Origin of the sequence: Streptomyces sp. SP18CS02, assembly GCF_036322365.1 — a bacterium.
In the GTDB taxonomy this organism is placed as follows: domain Bacteria; phylum Actinomycetota; class Actinomycetes; order Streptomycetales; family Streptomycetaceae; genus Streptomyces.
This window is the reverse complement of the sequence record NZ_JAQYXC010000281.1, coordinates 360,433-379,610: the sequence shown is the minus strand read 5'-3', so window position 1 is coordinate 379,610 and position 19,178 is coordinate 360,433. Positions and strand designations below refer to the sequence as shown.

Below are 19,178 nucleotides of genomic sequence, written 5' to 3'. Positions count from 1 at the left end.
ACCGTCACGGCCGGGAGACGCGGGCGACCTGCCCCGCGTCTCCCGGCCGGTCGCTTTCCCGCCGGTGCGTCGACCGGGTCGCGTGGCCGGACGCGGGGCGGGCCCGGACGCCGGGCCCGCCCGCCGCTCCGGTCAGAGCTCGGTGATCCCGCCTTCGAAGACCTCGATACGGCGGGTCGTGCTGACCGCGTCGAGCATGCGACGGTCGTGGGTGACCAGCAGCAGCGTCCCCGCGTACGACTCCAGGGCCGACTCCAGCTGCTCGATGGCCGGCAGGTCGAGGTGGTTGGTCGGCTCGTCCAGGACCAGCAGGTTCACACCGCGCCCCTGCAGCAGCGCGAGCGCGGCCCGGGTGCGCTCCCCCGGCGAGAGGGTGGTGGCCGGGCGCATGACGTGATCGGCCTTGAGCCCGAACTTCGCCAGCAGGGTCCGCACTTCGGCCGGTTCGGTGTCGGGCACCGCCGCGCAGAACGCGTCCAGCAGTGTCTCCGTGCCGAGGAAGAGTCTGCGCGCCTGGTCGACCTCCCCGACGACCACGCCGGAGCCGAGGGAGGCGTGCCCCTCGTCCAGGGGGAGGCGGCCGAGGAGGGCGGCCAGCAGGGTGGACTTGCCCGCACCGTTGGCTCCGGTGATGGCGACCCGGTCGGCCCAGTCGATCTGGAGCGAGGCCGGACCGAAGTGGAAGTCACCGCGGCGGACCCGCGCCTCGCGCAGGGTGGCCACCACCGAGCCGGAGCGCGGGGCCGCCGCGATCTCCATGCGCAGCTCCCACTCCTTGCGGGGTTCGTCGACCGTGTCGAGGCGTTCGATCATGCGCTGCGTCTGGCGGGCCTTGGCTGCCTGCTTCTCGCTCGCCTCGCTGCGGAACTTGCGGCCGAGCTTGTCGCTGTCGGTGGCCTTGCGGCGGGCGTTCTTGACGCCCTTGTCCATCCAGGAGCGCTGCATCTGGGCGCGGCCTTCGAGGGCGGCCTTCTTGTCGGCGTACTCCTCGTAGTCCTCGCGCGCGTGCCGACGGGCGGTGTCGCGTTCCTCCAGATAGGCCTCGTATCCGCCGCCGTAGAGGGTGATCTGCTGCTGGGCGAGGTCCAGTTCGAGGACCTTGGTGACGGTACGGGTGAGGAACTCGCGGTCATGGCTGATGACGACCGTCCCGGCCCGCAGGCCCTTGACGAAGGTCTCCAGCCGTTCGAGCCCGTCCAGGTCGAGGTCGTTGGTCGGCTCGTCGAGGAGGAAGACGTCATACCGGGACAGGAGCAGGGAGGCGAGTCCTGCGCGGGCGGCCTGGCCGCCGGAGAGGGAGACCATCGGCTGGTCCAGCCCGACGGTGAGGCCGAGGGAACCGGCGGTCTCCTCCGCGCGCTCGTCGAGGTCGGCACCGCCGAGGTGCAGCCAGCGCTCCAGGCTGTCGGCGTACGCGTCGTCGGCCCCCGGAGCGCCGTCGACCAGGGCCTGGGTGGCTTCGTCCATCGCGGCCTGGGCGGCGGCGACGCCGGTGCGGCGGGCCAGGAAGGCGCGTACGGTCTCGCCCTCACGGCGCTCCGGCTCCTGCGGGAGGTGGCCGACGGCCGCGCCGGGCGGCGACAGGCGCAGTTCGCCCTGCTCGGGCTTGTCGAGTCCGGCGAGCAGCCGGAGCAGGGTGGACTTTCCGGCGCCGTTGACGCCGACGATGCCGATCACGTCCCCGGGCGCGACGACGAGGTCGAGGCCGGAGAAGAGGGAGCGTTCGCCGTGGCCGGCGGCGAGGTCCTTGGCGACGAGGGTTGCAGTCATCAGGGCACGCATTTTAGGTGAGCCCGCGGCGGCGGGTTCCCGCAGGGCCGGGCCGGCTCCCCGCCGGCCGGTCCGCCCGGGGTCCACGGCAGGCCGGGCCGGGGCCGGGGCCGGGGACGCGGCGACTCGCCCCGCTCAGGTCTTCGCCGCCGTCCTCGCCCCGGCCGGGCGGTGTGCCACGGGCGCCACCAGCACGCCGCCCGTGGTGCGCGCGACGACGAAGGACCGCCCCCGCACGGCCCGCGCGTCCAGCGGAACGCGGTGGGTGCCCGGCTCCAGCACACCGTCGAAGAGCGCGTGGGTGTGGGCCCGGGAGAGCCGGTCCAGACGGTACGCCGTGAGCTGGACACGACAGGTGGAACTCACCTCCACCACCGCCTCCCCGTCGGCCGCTGCCAGGCCGGTCAGTCTGCGCCGGGCGAGCGGGCCGCGGTCGAGGGCGTGCTCGATCTGCGCGACCAGCAGCGGGACGATCGGGGCGAGCCCGTCGACGTACACGACGTCCGCCTCCGCCCGGGCGAACGCCGCCTTCACCGCGGCCCGCCACTGCCGGTCGATCGCGCGGCCGAACGCGACCGCGCCGTAGGACCGCAGCTCGGCGGCCGGGACGTCGACGACCACGGAGTCCTGGGCGATGTCGGCGCCGATACCGATCGCGCGCAGCGCGGCCGCGAGCCTGGCGACCACGGCGACGCGGTCGCCGATCAGCAGGACCCGCCGGCGGACGGGTCCCGGGTCCGTGCCGGGTGGTCCGTCCGGTCGGCCGGCACCGTCCGGCAGCAGTCGTTCGAGCTCGGTGCGGTACTCGTCGCCGCGGAAGCGGAACGGGCCGATGCCGTGGTAGCCGTTGAGCTTCAGGTCGGCGGTCTCGGCCGTCTGCCAGGCGAAGTCGCGCCAGACGATGTCGTCGCCGTCGCGCTCGATGACGGCGGTGACGGCGCCGCACTCGATCCCCTCGCACTCGGGGCAGCCGTAGATGACGTACCGTCCGCCGGCCAGCGGCGGTTCCGCGTCGAGCAGCAGCCGGCGCACATGGTCGGTGAAGATGGCGGGCGGTACGTCGGAGGCGAGCGGGGACACGGCGTCCAGGTCGGAGAGCCGGTGGAGGAGTGGGCGCCCGTCGACGATGAAGTCGATGAAGTCGCGGTGCGTCTGGTACCCGCCCCGGGCGAGGACACCACCGGCCCGGATGGCCGGAGCCAGCGCGAAGGACGTGTGCACATGGTCGTGATCGGCAGACATGTCGGAAGTATTCCCGGCCGGGACGGGACGTGAGCACGGCTCCGGGTATTCCGCTACGGTCCCCGTCATGAGGGGCGATGTGGTCGTGGTGGGCGGCGGGGTCATCGGGTTGACGACGGCGTTGACGCTCGCCGAGCGCGGTGCCCGGGTGCGGGTGTGGACGCGCGACGGGGCCGGGGAGACGACCTCGGCGACGGCGGGCGCGTTGTGGTGGCCGTACCGCATCGAACCCGGGGAACAGGCCGGGGCGTGGGCGCTCGAATCGCTGCGGGTGTACGGCGGACTCGCGCGGGACGCGGCGCGCACCGGTGTGCGGATGGTGGCCGGTGTCCACGCGGGCGTCCGGCTCGACGGGCTCGGGCCCTGGGCGCGCGAGGTCGCGGGACTGCGCGGGACCGCCCCGGGCGAGCTGCCCGGGGCGTACGCGGCGGGGGTGGCGGCCCGTCTGCCGCTGATCGACATGCCGGTCCACCTGGCGTGGCTGCGCGGCCGGCTGGAGGCGGCGGGCGGCGCCGTGGAATCGCGGACGGTGGCCTCCTTCGGGGAGGCGGCCGCCGAGGCGGACGTGGTGGTGAACTGCACGGGGCTGGCCGCGCGCGAGCTGGTGCCGGACGACGGGATGCGGGCGGTGCGGGGGCAGTTGGTGTGGGTGGAGAACCCGGGCGTGGAGGAGTGGTTCACCGCCGCCGACGCCGGGTCGAGCGCCACGACGTACTTCTTCCCGCAGCCCGGACGGCTGGTCCTGGGCGGTACGGCGGAGGAGGGCGACGAGCGGACGGAGCCCGATGGGGCGACGGCCGCCGCGATCGTGGAGCGGTGCGCGCGGATCCGTCCGGAGATCGCGGACGCCCGGGTGCTCGCCCACCGCGTGGGCCTGCGCCCCGCGCGTGTGGGCGGTGTACGGCTGGCGGCGGGCCGGCCGGCGGGCGGTGACGCCCTGCTGGTCCACAACTACGGCCACGGCGGGGCCGGGGTGACGGTCGCCTGGGGCTGTGCGCGGGCGGCGGCCGGCCTGGTCCCGTAGGAGCCTCGTCCACGACCGGCCGGGCAGGCCCCGCCGACGCCTCGCCGGCGACCGGCCGGGCCCCGGGACGGCCGGCCCGCCCCGGGCGGGGCGGGCCGGCCGTCAGGCGTTGCGGTCGGCCTCGACGCAGGCGTGCACCTTGCGTTCGACGGCGTCGGCCCGCGCCCGCGCCCTCTTCGCCGCGGCCCGCTCGCCCAGCCGGTCGAGCCTGGCGGCCTTCGACCCGAGGGCGGCGGCCTGCTGCCGCATCTCGGGGATGTCGCAGCGGATCACCTTGCCCGCCCCGGCCATGGCCGGCTGCACGGCGGCGCCCGCCGGGGCCGCGCCGGTACCCAACAGCACGCCGCCGGCGACCAGCGCCGTGACCGCCAGGGGGGACATGCGTCGGCGCATGGGGAACTCCGACTTCCGGATGGGTCGCACCCGTTGAGGGGGTTGTACTACCACTCGGTGACCGCAACGGAGGCGATCACCGCGGACCCGGCCGGCCTCCGGCGCCCCCGCCCTGCGGGTCCGGCCCGTCCTCCCCCGTTTCCGGTGCGGCCGGCCCCTCCGTGCCCGCCGCGGGAGGCCGGTCGCCGGTCTCCGGGGCCGGCCCGATCCTGATCTCGAAGTCACCGGCGTACTTCTCGTGACCGGCGATCACCGCTTCCTCGACCGCCTCCTCGGCGATCTCGCCGCGGACGATCAGCGGGTCCCGGCGGAGGTCCCGTACGAGGGCCCAGCACATGCCGATCATCACCAGGACGAACGGGGCCGCGACGAGGATCGTCAGGTGCTGCAGACCCGCGAGGGCGTCGCCCTTGCCCTCGCCGACGAGCAGCATCACGGCCGCCACGCCACCGGTCACCACTCCCCAGAAGACGACGACGAACCGGGCCGGTTCGAACGTGCCCTTCTGGGAGAGGGTGCCCATCACGATCGACGCGGCGTCGGCGCCGGAGACGAAGAAGATGCCGACCAGGATCATCACGAGGAGGCTCATCACGCCGGCGATCGGGAACTCCTGGAGCACACCGAAAAGCTGTCCCTCGGGCGTGGTCGCGCCGCCGAGGTCTCCCCGCTCCTTCAGGTGCATGGCCGTACCGCCGAAGATGGCGAACCAGACCAGGCTCACGGTGCTGGGCACCAGGATGACGCCGCCGATGAACTGACGGATCGTACGCCCCCGGCTGATGCGGGCGATGAACATGCCGACGAACGGCGTCCAGGAGATCCACCAGGCCCAGTAGAAGACCGTCCAGGCGCTCAGCCACTCGGCGACGTCGCCGCCGCCGGTGGAGGCCTCGGTGCGGCCCATCAGCTCGGGCAGCTCGTCGAAGTACGCGGCGAGCGACGTGGGGATCAGGTCGAGCACCAGGATGGTGGGGCCGGCGACGAACACGAAGATCGCGAGGATGACCGCCAGCACCATATTGGTGTTGGAGAGCCACTGGATCCCCTTCTCCACACCGGAAACGGCGGAGAAGACGAAGCACACCGTCAGGACGGCGATGATCGCGACGAGCAGCCCCGTCCCGGCCTTGCCCAGCCAGCCGACCTCCCGCATGCCGCTGCCGATCTGGAGGGCGCCGAGCCCCAGGGAGGTGGCGGAACCGAACAGCGTGGCGAAGATCGCCAGAATGTCGATCACACGGCCGGGGGCGCCGTCGGCGCGCTTCTTCCCGAGGAGGGGGACGAAGACGGCGCTGATGGTCTGCCGCCTGCGGCGCCGGAAGGTGCTGTACGCGATCGCCAGCCCGACCACGGCGTAGATCGCCCACGGGTGCAGCGTCCAGTGGAAGAGCGTGGTGGCCAGCGCCGTCTGCATGGCGTCCGCCGAGTCGGCGGGGTCGGTGCCCGGCGGCGGGGTGGTGTAGTGGGCGAGGGGTTCGCTGACACCGTAGAACATCAGGCCGATGCCCATGCCGGCGCTGAACATCATGGCGACCCAGGAGACGGTGCTGAACTCCGGCTTCTCGTGCTCCTGGCCCAGCTCGATGCGCCCGTACCGGCTGATGGCGAGCCAGAGCGCGAAGACCACGAAGCCCGAGGCGGCCAGGACGAACGCCCAGCCGCCGTTGTGCATCAGGCCCTTCAGCAGGGAGTCGGAGAGACTCTCCAGCGAGCCGGTGGCCGTGGCGCCCCAGATCACGAAGCCCAGGGTGAGGACGGCCGTCACGCCGAAGACCACCCGGTCGGTGACGGGCGACTCGTCCTCGTGGGGATGGCGGCCGGGCAGGGCCGCCTTCACCGGCAGCCGCAGTCTTTGCCCCGGCTTACGTTGCTCCTGAGACACAGGCGGCACCTTTCGCGATCATGGCCTGATTTGGCTCCTGCTACCCCCTACCACGGCGCGCACGCCTGTCCCGGCATCAACAGGCCTCGACCGGGCGTCCTCCTGTGAGGTGATAGGCCGCACGGGTGTCGAGCAGGAGCGGCACGAGGGCGCGCCGCGACTGCCGCAGCGGCACGAAGGCCCCGTCGCGGCCGGCCCACGCGGTCACGCCGTGCAGTGCCAGTTCGTCCTTGACCTCGGCGTACTGCGCGGAGTCGAGCCGGTATCCGCAGGGCGGGTCCTCGATGGTCCCGCCCGGCCCGGCCGGGTCGTTGTCGGCCCCCTTCAGGTGGACCGGCCCCCGGTCCGCGAACCCGGCCAGCCGCGCCGCCGTGGTGGCGGCCGTGATCCTGCCGCGCCGCTCGTCGACGTACCTCATGGTCCCGTCGAGCGCGGCGAGCTGGGTGTCGACCCGGCGGCGGTTGTTCAGGGCCGGGTCCCGCCTCTCGTCGTCCGTGAGCGGGTCGACCCGGGTCTCCGCCAGCAGGCCGACGGCGTGCTTGAGGCCCGCGGTGTTCCGCAGGATGCGCTCCTGGCCGTCCCCGGCGACCTGTTTGAGCGGCTCACCCGTCACCGGGTCGGTCCAGATGCCGTAGATCCCGCTGTCGAAGCCGGCCTTCCCGGCGGCCGGGCGCACATACGACTCGGAGAGGGTGTGCGCCTCGTCGTGGACCCGCCGGGCGGTGTTGAGGTTGCGCGGCCACAGCGACAGCAGGTCCTTGTCGTAGTACGGCGGGGTGGCGCCGTACTCGTGGAGGTCGTGGATCACGTCGGGGCGCCGGTCGCGGATGAGGGCGGCCACGGCACGGGCCTCGGCGGTTTCGAGGGTGATGTGGTCGCGGTTGACGTCGACGCCGTCGGCGTTGCCCCGGGTGTGCGCGGCCCGCCCGTCGGGGTTGGCGGTCGGGACGACGAGGACCGTCGTTCGGGACAGGAAGCGGCGGGTCCGCTCGTCCTGGGCGTACGCCAGGTCGCGGACCGTGGTCAGGCACGCCTCACGGCCGGACGGTTCGTCACCGTGCTGGCTGCAGATCAGCAGCACGGTGGTGGCGCCGCGGCCGGCGCCGATCCGCACCGACCGGAGCGGGCGCCCCTGCCCGGTGGTGCCGATCGTCGAGACGGACACCCGGTCGGTGGCCCGGTCCACGGCGTCGAGGAAGTCCCGCTCCTCCGGCTGGGTGGTCCACCGGGCGCCGCCGCTCGCCTCGAATCCGGTGCGGGGCGGCTGCGCCGGGGCGGCCTGGGCCGGGGCGGTGACGAGCGGGAGCGCCAGGGCCGCGGCCGTGAGCGACAGGCCGAGGCCGCGGGCTCGTGTGCGGATGCGGGTGCGGGGTCTCATCGCGTGGTGCCTCCGGGGATCGGTCGGACCGGGCGGGGAGCGGTGACGCCGTCGAGCGGGGCCGTGCGCGGGGCCGCCTGCCACCGGGCGCCCGCCGTGGCGCGGGCGAACGCCCGAGCGCCACCGACCACGGGGACCTTCGCCGAGGTACGGGTCAGATCGAGCGTGAGCGTCGGAGTGGAGGCCGGCGGGTCGATCAGGTCGCGGTCGGTGCCGCCGATGATCAGCGCGAGACGGTGTCCGGCCGGTACGACATGGTCGGCGGCGGCGAGGTCGAGGGTGAGGGTGCGGGCCCTGCCGGGAACCAGCGGGCGGCCCTCGCGCTCGTCGGCCCAGTTGCCGAGGTCGGCCCAGCCGCGGCTGAAGACGGTGAAGCCGACGGTGGTCGTGTCCGCCTCGGTCTCCTTGAAGCAGGCGCTGTCGCCGGGGGTGCTCGCGCCCCAGCAGGTGCGCCCGGCGAGGGTGGTGATGCCTTCGCCGGTCGCTCCGTAGTCGCGGATGGTGTCCGGGCCCAGGTCGACGAGGACGGCCGAGAGGTGTGCGCTGGTGGTGTTCGGCGTGGCGGTCACGGTGACGGTGGAGGAACCGGAGAGCCGCAGGTCCCGCCCCAGGGGCCGGGAGACGAAGCCGGCCTTCGAGCCGGTGGCGGTGTCCACGGCCGAGGCCCAGTCGAGTTCGCCCAGCCCCGGGTCGTCGGTGAACGTCTCCCTGGCCCCGGGCCGGGCGGGGGTCAGGCCGAGGGTTCCGACCCCGGACGCCGGGCCGGCGGCCGGACGCAGCGTGGTGCCGACGGTGGTGCGCGGCGGCCAGACACGGTCGGTGGCCCACCGGTCGGGGGCCCGCTCGATGTCGGCCATGGGTTCACGGTCGACGCCGTTGTCGTGGCCGAGCAGATAGTGGTCGAACCAGCGGTGCAGGGTGCGCACCCACTCGGCGCGCCGGAAGTCGAAGGGGTCGACGTGGCCGGTCTGGGAGAGCCAGATCTTCCGCTCGACCCCCGCGTCGGCGAGGGCGTCCCACCACTGGCCGAAGTGCTTGGCACGGACGTTGAGGTCCTGGGCTCCGTGGACGACGAAGACGCTGGCCCGGACCTTCCCGGCGTCCGGCACGTAGTCGCGCTCGCTCCACAGCCGGGTCCAGTCGCCGGTGCGCGGCGATCCGTCCACGATCCGCTGCTGCACCGCCCCGCAGCGGGCCCGCGCGTCGGGACTGTTGACGTGGTCGGACAGCCATTCGGGTCCGGAGCCGTACAGCGGGGCGCCCTTGGCGAAGTAGTAGTCGTACCAGGAGGAGATGGCGCCGATCGGGACGATGGTCTTCAGGCCGGGCACGCCCGTGGCGGCGACGCCGTTGGCGACGGTGCCGTCCCAGCTCTTGCCGATCATGCCGGTCGCCCCGGTGGACCAGCCGGTGGCGCGGGCCCGGTCGGCGCCGGTACGGGTGGTGTAGCCGACGGCCCGGCCGCCCAGCCAGTCGACGACGGCCTTCGCGGACTGGACGTCGGAGCGCCCGCCCACGTCGTCGCAGCCGTCGGAGCGGTTGGTACCGGCCAGGTCCACGGCGACGAAGGCGTAGCCCCGCGGGACGAAGTAGGTGTCGTAGAACAGGGGGAACCGGACCGGATTCCCCTGCGCGTCGTAGGTCTTGCGCTGGGACTCGTTGCCGCGCCCGCAGCAGGAGTAGTAGGGGCTGGCTTCCATGATCACGGGGATCCTGCGGCCCTGCCGCGCGGCCTCGCGGGGGCGGACGATGTCGACGGCCACCCGGTCGCCGCGGCCGTCGCCGTCGCCGTCGAGCCCGGTGTCCACCCATACCGACTCCCGGACGGCGTCGTCGTACGAGTACACGGGCCTGGACTCGCGGACCGCGGCGGCCTGCGCCCCCGGGGCCCGGGCCGGGACCAGGACGGACATCAGGGCGGCCACGGCCGCCACCACCACCAGCGTTCCCCTCGGCAGGGGGGTGGCCCCCGTCCGGCGGAAGCGGAGAGCTTGGGGAAGGGTGAACCCCGTACGGATTGGCATGGGCGGACAGTACTCCGGTCAACTCCCGCACAAAAGAAGGCATTAAGGGCATCAAAGTGGCGCATGGGGTGCAAAGGACGTCACGGACGATCGACGTTCATGTCGGCCAAATGGCGATCGTGTGACAGCAGGAGCCATGGACATGACTGATCCCGAAGGGGCTGAATAGGGTTCAAGAGATCTTCCGGCCCTACGACTTGGAGAGCTTCCGTGCACCGCAGACTGATCGTCCCGAGCGCTCTCGCGGCCTCCCTCCTGCTGGCGATCCCAGCGTCGGCCGCCGACTTCGCTCCGGGCGCCCCGGGCATCGGCGACCCCTACTACCCGGCCAGCGGCAACGGCGGATACGACGTATCCCACTACGACCTGCGCCTGAAGTACCAGCCCACGACGGATCTGCTGGAGGGTACGGCGACCATCCTCGCCACCACCAAGCAGAACCTGTCCCGTTTCAACCTCGACCTCGGCCTGAAGGTCAGCGAGGTGCTGGTGAACGGCAGGAAGGCGAAGTTCACCGCCTCCGGCGACCACGAGCTGGAGGTCACCCCCGCCTCCCCGCTGGAGAAGAACAGGGCTATCTCGGTCGTCGTGCGGTACGCGGGCAAGCCGTCCGAGCTGAAGATCGGCGGCTGGACGGCCTGGCACCGCACCCCGGACGGCGGCGTCGCCGCCCAGGAGCCGGACTCGGCCGTCTGGTGGTTCCCGTCCAACGACCACCCGCTGGACAAGGCGACGTACGACGTCTCGGTCTCGGTGCCGGACGGGACGCAGGCGATCAGCAACGGTGTGCTCCAGTCGCAGTCCTCGCGGCTCGGCTGGACCAGGTTCAACTGGCGCTCCAACAAGCCACAGGCCTCCTACCTGGCCACGCTGGCGGTCGGCAAGTTCGACATCACCACCGACAAGACGTCCAAGGGCCTGCCCGTCCTCAACGCCTACAGCAGGGACCTCGGCGACAACGCGGGGGCCGCGCGCGCCAGCATCGAACGCACGGCCGAGGTCGCGGAGTGGCTGGAGGAGGTCTTCGGCCCGTACCCCTTCAACGCGCTCGGCGGTTACGTCCCCAATGTGACCAGCGGTTACGCGCTGGAGACGCAGACGCGGCCCTTCTACAGCCCGCGCCAGTTCTCCAACGGCGCCAACGTCTCCGTGGTCGTCCACGAACTCGCCCACCAGTGGTACGGCGACAGCGTGTCGGTGGACGGCTGGAAGGACATCTGGGTCAACGAGGGCTTCGCCCGCTACAGCCAGTGGCTGTGGTCGGAGAAGGAGGGCGAGGGCACGGCGCAGGAGCTCGCGGACTACGTCTACGCCCAGCACCCGGCCGACGACGCGTTCTGGACGGTCAAGCCGGGTGACCCGGGGCCGGACAAGCAGTTCGACCTCGCCGTGTACGACCGCGGCGCACTCGCCCTCCAGGCGCTGCGCAACGAGATCGGCGACGAGGACTTCTTCGCCATCCTCAAGGGCTGGCCGGCCGAGCACGCCTACGGCAACGCCAAGGTGAGCGACTTCGTGAAGTACGCCGAGCGGATCTCGGGCAAGCCGCTGGCCGGGCTCTTCGACACCTGGCTGTACCAGCCGTCGCGGCCGGACGCGCCGGCCGCCGCCGAGTCCCGGATCGCCCGCTCGCAGGCGTCGGCATCGGGTACGGCCACGCCCGCCCGGCCCAAGTCGTGGCAGAAGATCGCCGCGACCAACACGATCCACGACCACGGTCACGACCACCACTGAGAAGCCCGTGCCGAAGCCGCCGCCCGTGATGCCGGGGTGGCGGCTTCGCGCGTTCCCCCGGAGGGCCTGCCCGCCCCTGCCGCGTCCAGAGCGTGAGAGCGCTCTCACCCGGTTGGCCGCACCGAATATGCTGCTCCTGTACGTTCGGTCCGCCGCACCGCCGAGGAGCCTCCCTTGTCCGATCCGACCCCTGGGTCCCGCCCCACCCTGGAAGCCGTCGCGGCCCATGCCGGGGTCTCCCGGGCGACGGCCTCGCGCGTCGTGAACGGCGGGGCCGGGGTCCGCCAGCCGCTGGTGGACAAGGTGCGGCGGGCCGTGGAGGAGCTCGGCTACATACCCAACCACGCGGCCAGGACCCTGGTGACCCGGCGCAACGGCGCGGTGGCCGTGATCATCGCCGAGCCGGAGTTCCGGATCTTCTCCGACCCGTTCTTCGAACAGCAGGTGCGCGGCATCAGCCGCGAGCTGACCGCCCACGACTCCCAGCTCGTGCTGCTGTGGGTGGAGGGGCCGGGCGACTACGAGCGGATCGCCCGTTACCTGGGCGGCGGCCATGTGGACGGCGCGCTCGCCTTCTCCGTGCACAACGACGACGAGCTGCCCTCGATCATCCGGCGGGCCCAGCTGCCCGCGGTGTTCGGCGGCCGGCCCGACTGGACGGGCGCCGCCGACGATCCGGCGGTGCCCTACGTCGACTGCGACAACCGGGGCGGCGCCAGGGCGGCGGTGCGCCACCTCCTCTCGCTGGGCCGTGAGCGCGTCGCTCACATCGCGGGCCCCCGGGACCAGACCTCCGCGATGGACCGGATCGACGGCTACCGGGACGTCCTGCTCGACGCCTCCCCCGAGCTGATCGCCCAGGGCGACTTCACCGAGGCGAGCGGGGCGCGGGCCATGGCCGAGCTGCTGGAGCGGCGACCGGACCTGGACGCCGTGTTCGCGGCCAACGACGTGATGGCCTCGGGGGCCCTTCGCGTGCTGCGCGAGCGCGGGCTGCGGGTCCCCGAGGACGTCGCGCTGGTCGGCTTCGACGACATGGCGTCGGTGGCCGAGGCGACCGATCCCCCGCTGACGACGGTCCGGCAGGACATCGAGGGGATGGGCCGGCTGATGGTCCGGCTGCTGATGCGCGGGCTGAACCAGGACGAGCCCGGGGCCGAGGCCCCGGGCTCGGTGATCACGCCGACCGAACTGGTGCGGCGGGCTTCTGCCTGAGCAGCCATGCGGTACGGACGTACGACGGGCGACGGCGCGTACGGCACGACGACGGTTCGCAGGGCCCGGCCGCGCGACACGACCTAGGCGTACGGCACGACGAGCACGGAACGGTCGGTGCCGGTCTGGAGCTTTGCCGTGCCGTTGCCGATGGCGTGCCAGACCTCCAGGCGCACCGTGCCGCCCTTCAGGTCGCCGAGCGCGCCGGTCGCCGACTTCAGCCCGCGTGCCTGGGAGTACTCCTCCCAGCCCGTCACCGGGTCGGTGGCGAAGTAGTGGTAGGTCTCCGTACGGTCGAAGGAGCCGTCACCGGTGAGGTCGTAACTGACCCGGGCCTGCTGCCCGAGGCCGACCGCCGCACCCGCGTCGACCTGGAGCCGGAAGGCGGTGGCCGCGCCGGGCTTGAGCGTGCCGTTGACCCCCTTGATCTCGTACACCAGCGGCTGGTACGGGGCGCCGTCGTGGTTGGCGCCGCCCGCCGAGGCGATGGTGTCGCTGCCGGCGGTCGCCCCGGTCGCGGTGGTGAGGGCGCCGCCCGTGCGGAGCTGGAAGGTGTTCCCGGTGGAGGGTCCGGGGTCGCCGGGGCCCGGGTCGGTTCCGCCGGTGCCGGTTCCGGTGGCCGTGGAGCGGGCCGGGACGGTGAGTCTGGCCCCGTCCGTGAAGGTGACGGTGCGGGCGGTGGAGTCGAAGTTGTGCGCGGCGTAGGTCCGCACCGTGCCCTTGCTGAAGACCGCCGAGGTGGGCAGGTCACCGGTCACGGTCGCATCGGGCGCGCCGAGCGCGTCCAGGGTGCCGATCCAGTGGTAGGTGTGCGCCTTGGACTCTCCCTGCTCGGGGGTGTAGCCGGCGTTGCCCGCGTCCCATTCGGCCTTGGCTGCGGCCGGGTCGGCGAGTGCCTGGAACTCCCACAGGATGTCGCGCCACTCGACGGCCGGTCCGCCGTTCTCCCGCTCCATCTCGGTGATGTTGCGGTGGATCGCGTTCTTCTCGCCGCCGAGGTGGAGCGAGCCCCCGGTCACCGGCAGGACGTTGATGCCGTGGATCTCCTCGGGGTTGGCGGTCCACCAGGTGGCGTACGCGGCGCCGCTCCCCCACACCATGCCTGCCGTGTCGTGCCCGAAGGAGGACGGGAAGACCTGCTGGTCGGCGTCGAACCAGTACTGGGCGATGGCCTCGGCCTCGGTGGTCAGCAGGAAGACCCCGAGGTCCCGCAGGGCGGTGTCGCCCGTCGCCGACCCCCACAGCACCAGCCCGGCGCTGAGGTTGGTCGACTCCGAGGACGACTCCTGGTTGTTGCCGGCCGCGAACCCCTGGTGGCCGGAGGCCCAGCTGTGCCCCGCGTAGACGTCGAAGCCGCGCAGGAACGGGAAGGCGGTGTCGGTGCGGCTGGGGTTGGCCGCGTCGCGCACGAGTGTCCTCACCATCCCTCCCCAGGCGGAGTCGGCGGCCCAGGCCGGGTCGTACTGGGCCACGATCGCCGCCGCGTAGACGTAGTAGGAGTAGTGGAAGTGGTGGTCGTTGAGCTCGGTGTCGCTGCCGTAGGAGGCCGGATAGCCGGTCAGCGTCCGCCACGACCTGTCGTACGAGAACTCACTGGCGCCGCCCGCGGTGAACCACTCCTGGAGCCGGCCCTTCAGCAGGCCGATGAGCTTGTCGCGGGTGGCGGTCTCGCCGATCTGGTCGGCGACCGGGACGAGCTGGGCGAGCTTCCCCAGCGCCTTGCCCGTCCAGTAGGTGTCGGTGGCGCCCGAGAAGGGGTCGGAGGCGTTCGCGGCCTCGTTCAGATAGCCGCGCAGCCGGGCCGTGTCCGTGCCGGACGACCTGGGCAGCCCCGGCAGGACGGCGGAGGCCCGCTGGCCGGTGGTGAAGGAGGCGCTCTCGCGGACCTTCATGGTTCCGCGCGGGGAGACGTAGGTGTACCCGGTGAGGGCGTCGGTGGTGTTGAGCCACTGGTGACGGTAGAGGGCTTGGAGCGTACCGGTCTCGGTGCCCTCCTGGGCCTGGGTGGTCAGGGTGTAGGTCGCCCTGACGTTGCCGCCGGCGTAGCTCCAGCCGACGCGCGAACCGGTGACGAAGCTGTAGGCGTACTTCCGGTACGCGGCCAGCGCGTCCGTGGAGGGCAGGACCGCGAGGGAGAAGTAGTCCTTGGAGCCCAGGCCGGCGGTGAGGGTGGAGCCGGAGACCGTCCAGTCGCTGCCGGTGGGCGCGAAGAGCGCGTAGTGGTGGCCGGCGACCGTGATGCCGAGGACGTTGCCCTGGTCGGCGAAGACGGCGGGCGCGGTGGCGGTGGTGATGAGGGCGTTGCCGCCGGTGCCCTTGGCGTACACGAAGGGCATGCCGTGGCCGATGGTCGTGCGCAGGGTCCGCGCGCCGTCGGACCAGTAGGGGGTGACGGTCCAGTCGGACCAGGCGTCGGCCTTGGTGTCAGGGGAGTTGAGCCCGGTCAGCCCGAGTGTCAGGTCGCGCTTGTGGGCGTACTCGTACTGGCGTCCCTCGCCGACGATCGCCGGGCTGGTGGGGTATCCGATGTCGAGGCCCGCGGCGGTGGCCTGGTAGGTGAGGGGGTGGCCGTACATGGGGGTGGACCAGGGGTTGTCGCCGTACCGCTGGAAGGCGAGCGACGACCACCAGTCGTTGGTGGGGACCGGCTTGCCCTGGGCGGCGGGGGTGACCTTGGGGGTGACCGGGGCGCCCGTGTTGGTGGTGGGGCCGGAGGTTCCGGCGGGCCGGCTGTCGGAGTAACTTCCGGACCCCACGGGGATGGTGGCGGCCGAGGCGGGAGCGGCGGCCGGGACGACCAGGCCGAGCGCGGCGAGGGTGGTGGCCACCAGGAGGGCGGGCGGCCGGAAGCGTGAGGGGGGCGTTCCGGGGCGGGGGGCTGGCATCGGGAGCACCTCAAGGGATGGCGGGGATGAGCGCCCGAGAGCGCTCTCAGGTGCCCTGGAACGTAAAACTCCTGAAACGCGACTGTCAATACGCTTGACGGCGGCGGTAGTTGAGGACGGCTCCAAGCCGTTATGCGTTCGAGTCTTGACGGGGGAAGGCCGCCCGGGGCACGCTCCACTCGCATCTCTGAGAGCGCTCTCAACCGGGCGGTCTCGCTCCGCCGAAGCCAAGGGAGGCTTCTCATGCCCATCGCCCGAGCCGCCAAGAGGGCCGTCGTCCGACTCGGTGCGGTCGCACTCACCGGAGCCCTGCTCGCCGCCTGCGGTTCCGGCTCGTCGGACGGCGGGTCCGACAGCGCGGGCGGCAAGGTCACGCTGACGGTCGACCTGTTCGGCTCGTTCGGCTACAAGGAGGCCGGACTCTACGCCGAGTACGAGAAGCTGCACCCGGGCGTCACGATCAAGCAGACCGACACCGAGGACGAGCAGGACTACTGGAAGTCGCTCCAGACCCGGCTCGCGGGCGGCGGCGGACTCGCCGACGTCCAGGCCGTCGAGGTCGGCCGGATCGCTTCGGTGACCCAGCAGCAGGCGGACAAGTTCGAGGACCTCACGAAGTACGGGGCGGACAAGCTCAAGGACCAGTTCGCCGAGGCCAAGTGGTCCGCGGCGACCACCAAGGAGGGCGGGGTGCTGGGGCTCGGCACCGACGTGGGGCCCGAGGCGATGTGCTACCGGACCGACCTCTTCCAGCAGGCCGGCCTGCCGACCGACCGCACCGAGCTGGCCGGCAAGTGGGCAACCTGGGACGGGTACCTGGAGCTCGGCAGGCAGTACAAGGCGAAGGCCCCGGCCAAGAGCGCCTGGCTGGACAGTGTGGGCAGCCTGTTCACGATCATGATCGGACAGGAGAAGGAGCGGTACTACGACGCCTCCGGCAAGCTGATCTACGAGGACAACCCCGCGGTCAAGGCGGCGTGGGACGCCTCGACGGAGGCCGCCGCCTCCGGTCTGAGCGCCAAGCTGGACCAGTGGTCCCCCCAGTGGAACCAGGCGTTCGCCGCCGGCTCCTTCGCGACGCTCCCCTGCCCCGCCTGGATGCTCGGCTACATCAAGGGCCAGGCCGGTGACGCCGGCAAGGGCAAGTGGGACATCGCCAAGCTGCCCGGGGGCGCCGGGAACTGGGGCGGCTCGTACCTGACGGTGCCGCGCGCCGCGAAGCACAAGAAGGAGGCGTACGAACTGATCCAGTGGCTCACCGCCCCCGAGCAGCAGGCCAAGCTCTTCCAGAAGCAGGGCAACTTCCCCTCCTCCACGGGTGCCATCGCCAAGGTCGCGGACGCCAAGGACCCGTACTTCTCGGGCGCCCCGATCGGCCGGATCTTCGGTGACGCGGCGAAGGCCGCCCCGGTGCAGGTGCTCGGCGTCCACGACAAGAACGTGGCCGACCAGATCACCAACGCGCTGAGCGAGGTGGAGCGCAAGGGCACGTCGCCGCAGAAGGCGTGGTCGAACGCGAAGAAGGGCGTCGAGAACGCCACCGGCTGACACGGCGTCCGGCCCCGTGCCGGAGCCCGGCTGCCGGACACGGCCGCCGCACGGACACGGCCGCCCACGCGCCGGCACCTCGCGGTGCCGGTCCATGGGCGGCGTCCCGCCCCGGCACGACGGCCGGAGGCACCCCTCCCTCCGGCACCACCCCCGTACCGACTCCCCCCGAAGGGCCTCGCACCGTGACCCTCACCGCTCCGGCCGGAGCCGCCGTCGCCCGGCCGTCGGCGGCGCGCCGAGCGTGGCGTACCGTCTCGCCGTACGCCTACATCGCCCCCTTCTTCACGCTCTTCGCCGCCTTCGGCCTCTTCCCGCTCATCTACACCGCCTTCGTCTCGCTCTACCGGGTCGAGCTCCAGACCCCCGGCGAGATGGAGTGGCGCGGCTTCGGCAACTACACCGCGCTGTTCACGGACGAGTTCTTCTGGATCTCGCTGCGCAACACCTTCACGATCGGCGTCGTCTCCACGGTCCCGCAGCTGGTGATGGCGCTGGGCCTGGCCCATCTGCTCAACTACCGGCTGCGGGGCCGGACCTTCTTCCGTACGGCGATGCTGCTGCCGTACGCGACGTCCGTGGCCGCCGCGACGCTGGTCTTCGCGCAGCTCTTCGGCCGGGACTTCGGTCTCGTCAACTACGTGCTGGGGCTGATCGGCATCGGCCCGGTGGACTGGCAGACCGGCACGGTCGCCTCCCAGATCGCGGTGTCCACGATCGTGATCTGGCGCTGGACCGGATACAACGCGCTGATCTACCTGGCGGGCATGCAGTCGATCCCGAGCGAGCTGTACGAGGCCGCGGAGATGGACGGCGCCTCACGCTGGCGGCAGTTCGTGCACGTCACCCTGCCGGGCCTGCGCCCGACGATCGTGTTCACGACCGTGGTGTCGACGATCGGCGCCACCCAGCTGTTCGGTGAGCCGCTGCTGTTCGAGGGATCTGTGTCCGGCGGCATCTCCCACCAGTACCAGACACTCGGCCTCTACATGTACGAGCAGGGCTGGGGCTTCTTCCACCTGGGCCGGGCCGCCGCCATCGCCTGGGTGATGTTCCTCTTGATCCTGGTGCTGGTCGGGGTGAACGCCCTGATCGCGCGCCGCCGTTCCCGTAAGGAGGCCGGCCGATGACCGCGCTCGCCGCCCCGCCGTCCGAGCGTGCCGCCTCGGCCGCCGCCCCGCACCCCGCCCGCCGCCGGGGCACGTCGCGCGCGGGCCGCACGATGCACGGCGGCAAGCTGGCGTACGCCTTCCTGATCGTCGCGGTGCTCGTCTCGGCCTTCCCGTTCTACTGGACGATCGTCGCCGCGAGCCGCTCCAACGCCGACCTCGCGAAGGTGCCGCCGTCCCTGCTGCCGGGCCCCCATCTGATCCGCAACTTCGAGGCGGTGATGGAGGAGGCGGACATCGGCAAGGCGCTGCTCAACTCCTTGATCGTCTCGGGCTCGATCACCGTCGGGACCGTGCTGTGCTGCACGCTGGCGGGGTTCGCCTTCGCCAAGCTGCGGTTCCGGGGCCGGGGTGCGCTGCTGGCCGTCACGGTGGGCACCATGATGATTCCGCCGCAGCTGGGCGTGATCCCGTTGTTCATGCTGATCGCGAAGCTCCAGTGGGTCAACCAGCTCCAGTCGGTGATCCTGCCGGGTCTGGTGTCGGCCTTCGGTGTGTTCTTCATGCGCCAGTTCCTGGTGCAGGCGCTGCCCGACGAGCTGATCGAGGCCGCCCGGGTGGACGGGGCGTCCTCCGCGCGCATCTTCTGGTCGATCGTGGTGCCGATCGCCCGGCCGGGCATGGCCGTGCTGGGGCTGCTGACGTTCATGGCCGCGTGGAACGACTTCTTCTGGCCGATCATCGCGCTCTCCTCGCAGGAGCCGACCGTCCAGGTCGCGCTGCGCCAGCTCGGCGGCGGTTACGTCCACGACCAGTCCGTGATCATGGCGGGCACGCTGCTCGGCACGCTGCCCGTGCTCCTGGTGTTCGGCCTGCTGGGCCGTCAGATCGTCGGCGGCATCATGCAGGGCGCCGTCAAGGGCTGACCCGGCAGGTTCCCGGGGTTCTCACGTTCGGCCCGACCATCCCTT

The 19,178-nt window shown here is 72.3% G+C and carries 13 protein-coding genes; 6 read left to right on the top strand and 7 right to left on the bottom strand.

What is annotated here, in order from left to right; genetic code table 11:
• Positions 1–132 precede the first annotated feature (132 nt).
• Together PUR26_RS16750 and PUR26_RS16745 are read right to left on the bottom strand one after the other, a co-directional pair.
• A complete protein-coding gene (locus tag PUR26_RS16750; RefSeq protein ID WP_329873174.1) occupies positions 133–1,770 on the bottom strand; it encodes an ABC-F family ATP-binding cassette domain-containing protein in 1,638 nt (545 codons plus the stop codon).
• 135 nt (positions 1,771–1,905) lie between these two features.
• The gene (locus PUR26_RS16745; protein ID WP_329873173.1) at positions 1,906–3,012 is read right to left on the bottom strand and encodes an oxidoreductase; all 1,107 of its coding nucleotides are present in this window, start codon (positions 3,010–3,012) and stop codon (positions 1,906–1,908) included.
• A gap of 67 nt (positions 3,013–3,079) precedes the next feature.
• On the opposite strand from PUR26_RS16745, the gene PUR26_RS16740 reads away from it, so the two are divergent.
• Positions 3,080–4,036 carry an NAD(P)/FAD-dependent oxidoreductase gene (locus PUR26_RS16740; RefSeq protein WP_329873172.1) on the top strand — a complete coding sequence of 319 codons (957 nt, stop codon included), beginning with the start codon at positions 3,080–3,082 and terminating at the stop codon, positions 4,034–4,036.
• Between the two features lie 102 nt (positions 4,037–4,138).
• On the opposite strand, the gene PUR26_RS16735 is transcribed toward PUR26_RS16740, so the two are convergent.
• The 4 genes from PUR26_RS16735 to PUR26_RS16720 all read right to left on the bottom strand — a co-directional run bounded on the left by PUR26_RS16735 (position 4,139) and on the right by PUR26_RS16720 (position 9,605).
• Positions 4,139–4,429, bottom strand: coding sequence for a hypothetical protein (locus PUR26_RS16735; RefSeq protein WP_329873171.1), 291 nt, complete (start codon positions 4,427–4,429; stop codon positions 4,139–4,141).
• 76 nt (positions 4,430–4,505) lie between these two features.
• Positions 4,506–6,323: a BCCT family transporter gene (locus PUR26_RS16730; RefSeq protein ID WP_443077089.1), complete on the bottom strand. Its 1,818-nt coding sequence runs from the start codon at positions 6,321–6,323 to the stop codon at positions 4,506–4,508.
• 67 nt (positions 6,324–6,390) lie between these two features.
• Positions 6,391–7,692: a M14 family metallopeptidase gene (locus PUR26_RS16725; RefSeq protein ID WP_329873170.1), complete on the bottom strand. Its 1,302-nt coding sequence runs from the start codon at positions 7,690–7,692 to the stop codon at positions 6,391–6,393.
• Positions 7,689–9,605, bottom strand: coding sequence for a Xaa-Pro dipeptidyl-peptidase (locus PUR26_RS16720; RefSeq protein ID WP_329873232.1), 1,917 nt, complete (start codon positions 9,603–9,605; stop codon positions 7,689–7,691). The genes PUR26_RS16725 and PUR26_RS16720 overlap by 4 nt, the downstream gene beginning before the upstream one ends.
• 321 nt (positions 9,606–9,926) lie before the next feature.
• On the opposite strand from PUR26_RS16720, the gene PUR26_RS16715 reads away from it, so the two are divergent.
• Both PUR26_RS16715 and PUR26_RS16710 read left to right on the top strand, forming a co-directional pair.
• A complete protein-coding gene (locus PUR26_RS16715; protein WP_329873169.1) occupies positions 9,927–11,450 on the top strand; it encodes a M1 family metallopeptidase in 1,524 nt (507 codons plus the stop codon).
• A gap of 174 nt (positions 11,451–11,624) precedes the next feature.
• On the top strand, positions 11,625–12,665 hold the full coding sequence (locus PUR26_RS16710; protein WP_329873168.1) for a LacI family DNA-binding transcriptional regulator: 1,041 nt from the start codon (positions 11,625–11,627) through the stop codon (positions 12,663–12,665).
• Positions 12,666–12,748: 83 nt separating this feature from the next.
• On the opposite strand, the gene PUR26_RS16705 is transcribed toward PUR26_RS16710, so the two are convergent.
• A complete protein-coding gene (locus PUR26_RS16705; RefSeq protein WP_329873167.1) occupies positions 12,749–15,550 on the bottom strand; it encodes a glycosyl hydrolase in 2,802 nt (933 codons plus the stop codon).
• A gap of 243 nt (positions 15,551–15,793) precedes the next feature.
• On the opposite strand from PUR26_RS16705, the gene PUR26_RS16700 reads away from it, so the two are divergent.
• From PUR26_RS16700 to PUR26_RS16690, 3 genes are all read left to right on the top strand, one after another.
• Complete coding sequence (locus tag PUR26_RS16700; protein WP_329873166.1) at positions 15,794–17,098, top strand: ABC transporter substrate-binding protein; 1,305 nt, start codon at positions 15,794–15,796, stop codon at positions 17,096–17,098.
• Positions 17,099–17,283: 185 nt separating this feature from the next.
• Positions 17,284–18,228, top strand: a complete 945-nt coding sequence (locus PUR26_RS16695) for a carbohydrate ABC transporter permease (RefSeq protein WP_329873165.1) — start codon at positions 17,284–17,286, stop codon at positions 18,226–18,228.
• Entirely contained in the window at positions 18,225–19,133 is a 909-nt protein-coding gene (locus PUR26_RS16690) for a carbohydrate ABC transporter permease (protein ID WP_329873164.1), read from the top strand. Before PUR26_RS16695 ends, PUR26_RS16690 begins: the two co-directional genes overlap by 4 nt.
• Positions 19,134–19,178 lie beyond the last annotated feature (45 nt).

What these genes read in the sequence shown, in the direction of transcription:
- PUR26_RS16735 (WP_329873171.1), bottom strand. Translation starts at nt 4,429, where the DNA reads ATGCGCCGACGCATGTCCCCCCTGGCGGTCACGGCGCTGGTCGCCGGC.
- PUR26_RS16705 (WP_329873167.1), bottom strand. Translation starts at nt 15,550, where the DNA reads ATGCCAGCCCCCCGCCCCGGAACGCCCCCCTCACGCTTCCGGCCGCCC.
- PUR26_RS16745 (WP_329873173.1), bottom strand. Translation starts at nt 3,012, where the DNA reads ATGTCTGCCGATCACGACCATGTGCACACGTCCTTCGCGCTGGCTCCG.
- PUR26_RS16750 (WP_329873174.1), bottom strand. Translation starts at nt 1,770, where the DNA reads ATGACTGCAACCCTCGTCGCCAAGGACCTCGCCGCCGGCCACGGCGAA.
- PUR26_RS16700 (WP_329873166.1), top strand. Translation starts at nt 15,794, where the DNA reads ATGCCCATCGCCCGAGCCGCCAAGAGGGCCGTCGTCCGACTCGGTGCG.
- PUR26_RS16690 (WP_329873164.1), top strand. Translation starts at nt 18,225, where the DNA reads ATGACCGCGCTCGCCGCCCCGCCGTCCGAGCGTGCCGCCTCGGCCGCC.
- PUR26_RS16740 (WP_329873172.1), top strand. Translation starts at nt 3,080, where the DNA reads ATGAGGGGCGATGTGGTCGTGGTGGGCGGCGGGGTCATCGGGTTGACG.
- PUR26_RS16725 (WP_329873170.1), bottom strand. Translation starts at nt 7,692, where the DNA reads ATGAGACCCCGCACCCGCATCCGCACACGAGCCCGCGGCCTCGGCCTG.
- PUR26_RS16720 (WP_329873232.1), bottom strand. Translation starts at nt 9,605, where the DNA reads ATGTCCGTCCTGGTCCCGGCCCGGGCCCCGGGGGCGCAGGCCGCCGCG.